The organism is Kitasatospora sp. NPDC004799, from assembly GCF_040609095.1.
In the GTDB taxonomy this organism is placed as follows: Bacteria; Actinomycetota; Actinomycetes; order Streptomycetales; family Streptomycetaceae; genus Kitasatospora.
Window position 1 is genome coordinate 1 of the sequence record NZ_JBEXJK010000603.1, and the last position, 3,463, is coordinate 3,463.

Sequence of the window (3,463 nt, forward strand, 5' to 3'; positions counted from 1 at the left end):
CAACACCCCCGCCGCGCCCCCCCCCCGCGGGGCGCCCTACCGCGACCCGGCCGGGTCCGGCGAGGCCGGCAGCGCCCTGCGGGTCGGATCCGCCAAGACGAACGTCGGCCACCTGGAAGGCGCCGCGGGCATCGTCGGTCTGCTCAAGGCCGTCCTCAGCGTGCACCACCGCGCCCTGCCGCCGAGCCTGAACTACGAGACCCCCAACCCCGGCATCCCGCTCGACGCACTGGCGGTCCAGACCGCCCTGACCCCCTGGCCGCGGCCGGACGCGCCGCTGCTCGCCGGCGTGTCGTCGTTCGGCATGGGCGGCACCAACGCGCACGTGATCGTCGAGCAGGCGCCCGCCGCGGCCGCGCCGCCGGCCCGGCGGCCCGCCCCCGGGGCCCGGCCGGTGCTGTGGATCGTCACGGCGCGGACCAAGCAGGCGCTCCGGGCGCAGATCCAGCGCCTGCGCGAACACGTGCGCAGCCACCCGGACCTGACCGGCGCCGAGGTCGCGCACGCGCTGGCCACCACCAGGACCCGCTTCGCACACCGCGCCGTCCTGCTCGACTCCGCCCAGGTCGCCGCCGGCCGGGCCGGCACCCCGGGCCGTACCGTCTTCGCGTTCCCCGGCCAGGGCGCGCAGTGGGTCGGCATGGGCCGGGAGCTGTACGCCGCGTACCCCGTCTTCCGGGCCGCCATGGACGCGTGCGCCCAGGCGCTGGCCCCGTACACGGACTGGTCGCTGGCCGAGGTCCTGGACGGCGCCCCGCTCGACCGGGTGGACGTCGTGCAGCCCGCCCTGTTCGCGGTGATGGTGTCCCTGGCGGAGCTCTGGCGCTCCTTCGGCGTCGAGCCCGACGCGGTGGTCGGGCACTCGCAGGGCGAGATCGCCGCGGCGTACGTCGCGGGCGCGCTGTCGCTGTCCGACGCGGCCCGGATCGTGGCCCTGCGCAGCCGCGCGCTGGTGGAGCTGACCGGCCGGGGCGGCATGGTGTCCGTGGCCCTGTCCGCCGAGGCGGCCGAGGAGTACGTGGCGCGCTGGGGCGGCGCGCTGACGGTCGCCGTGGTCAACGCCGCCGGCTCGGTCGTGGTGTCCGGCGACACGGGGGCGCTGTCCGAACTGGTCGAGTCCTGCGCGGCGGACGGCGTCCGCGCGCGCGTCGTCCCGGTGGACTACGCCTCCCACTCCGCGCACGTCGAGGCGATCCGCGAGCGGCTGCACACCGAACTGGACGGGGTGCGGCCGCGGCAGGGCACCGTCCCGTACTACTCCGCGGTCACCGGCGGCCTCCTCGACGACACCGCGGAGCTCGACGCCGGCTACTGGTACCGCAACCTGCGCGAGCCGGTCCGCTTCGACCTGGCCACCGCCGCCCTGCTGGCGGACGGTCACGACGTCGTGGTCGAGGTCAGCCCGCACCCGGTGCTGCTGCCCGCCCTCGAACAGACCCTGGAAGAGGCCCGCGAGCGGACCGGCGGGCCCGGCGTCGCCACCGGCACGCTGGGCCGTGACCGGGGCGGGCCGGACGCCTTCCTGACCGCGCTGGCCCGGCTGTTCGTGGCCGGCGTGCCGGTCGACTGGTCCCCGGCCGTCGCCGGGGCCGCGCCGGTCGACCTGCCCACGTACGCCTTCCAGCGCCGTTCGTACTGGCTGCCCGGAGCAGCGGCCGGGCCGAGCGGAGGGACCCCGGCCGGCCCGGGGACGCACCCGGCGGAGACCGGCGACACCGGGGCGGGCGGCCCGGACCCGGGCGACCCCGAGCCGGTCGACACGGTCGACACGGTCGACGCGGCCGCCGTGGTCACCGAGCAGATCGCGCTCGTGCTGGGCCACGAGGACCCCGCGGACATCGATCCCGCGCTCACCTTCAAGGACCTCGGCTTCGACTCGGTCACCGGGCTCGAACTGCGCAACCGCCTGGCCGGGGCCCTGGACCGGCGACTGCCCGCCGGCCTCGTCTACGACCACCCGACGCCCGCGGAGCTGATCGACTGGCTGCGCACCGGCCCCGGCGACCGGTCGGCCCCCGCCGCCCCGGCCGCCCAGGCCGCCCAAAACGACGACCCGGTCGTCATCGTGGGGATGGGCTGCCGCTTCCCCGGCGGGGTGGCCTCGCCGGACGACCTGTGGCGGCTCGTCGCGCAGGGCGTGGACGCGATCGGCGACTTCCCGGACGACCGCGGCTGGGACCTGGGCGGCCTGTACGACCCGGACCTGCGCGGCGCGGGCACCACGTACACCACCCGGGGCGGGTTCCTGGAGGCGGTGGCCGGTTTCGACGCCCCCTTCTTCGGCATCTCGCCCCGCGAGGCGCTCGCCATGGACCCGCAGCAGCGGCTCGTGCTGGAGACGGCCTGGGAGACCTTCGAGCACGCCGGGATCGACCCGGCCGCGCTGCGCGGCAGCCACACCGGCGTGTTCACCGGCGTCTGGTCGTCCGGCTACGCCACCGGGCCGGGCCTGCCGGAGGACCTGGAGGGCTACCTGTTCACCGGCGTCGCGACCAGCGTCACCTCCGGCCGGGTCGCCTACCACCTCGGGCTGCGCGGTCCGGCGCTGTCCGTGGACACCGCCTGCTCGTCGTCCCTGGTCGCCGTCCACCTGGCCGCCCAGGCCCTGCGCGCCGGCGAGTGCTCGCTGGCGCTCGCCGGTGGGGTCACGATCATGGCGACGCCGCTGGGCTTCACCGAGTTCTCCCGCCAGCACGGCCTCGCGGCGGACGGCCGCAGCAAGCCCTTCGCCGCCGCGGCCGACGGCACCAGCTGGGCCGAGGGCGCCGGTCTGGTGCTGCTGGAACGCCTGTCGGACGCCCGCCGCAACGGCCACCGGGTGCTGGCGGTGGTGCGCGGTTCGGCGGTGAACCAGGACGGCGCGTCCAACGGCCTGACTGCGCCGAACGGTCCCTCGCAGGAGCGGGTGATCCGTCAGGCCCTGGCCAGCGCCGGGTTGGCGGCGTCCGAGGTGGACGCGGTGGAGGCGCACGGCACCGGCACCACCCTGGGCGATCCCATCGAGGCCCACGCCCTGCTGGCCGCCTACGGCCAGGACCGGGACGAGCCGCTGTGGCTGGGATCGGTGAAGTCCAACATCGGCCACACCCAGGCCGCCGCCGGCGTCGCGGGCCTGATCAAGATGGTCATGGCGATGCGGCACGGCGAACTGCCGCGGACCCTGCACACGGACGCGCCCACCCCGCACGTCGACTGGGCCTCCGGCGGCGTCCGGCTGCTGACCGAGGCCCGGCCGTGGCCGGAGCACGAGCACCCGCGCCGCGCCGGCATCTCGGCCTTCGGCATCAGCGGCACCAACGCCCACCTGATCATCGAGCAGCCCTCCGACCCGGACCCCGGCCACCTGCCCGAACCGGCCGGCCGGGCCGCCCCCACCGCCTGGCTGCTGTCCGCGCGGACCGACGAGCAGGACCAGCACCCCGCCGAGCGAGGGACCGGCCAGCTCGGTCGCGGCGCTGGTGCC

1 protein-coding gene is annotated in these 3,463 nt (G+C 76.8%); it reads left to right on the top strand.

Features of this window, described 5'->3' with window-relative positions:
• A partial coding sequence (locus ABZW03_RS38720) for an acyltransferase domain-containing protein (RefSeq protein WP_355269249.1) occupies positions 1-3,463 on the top strand: 3,463 nt, incomplete at both ends.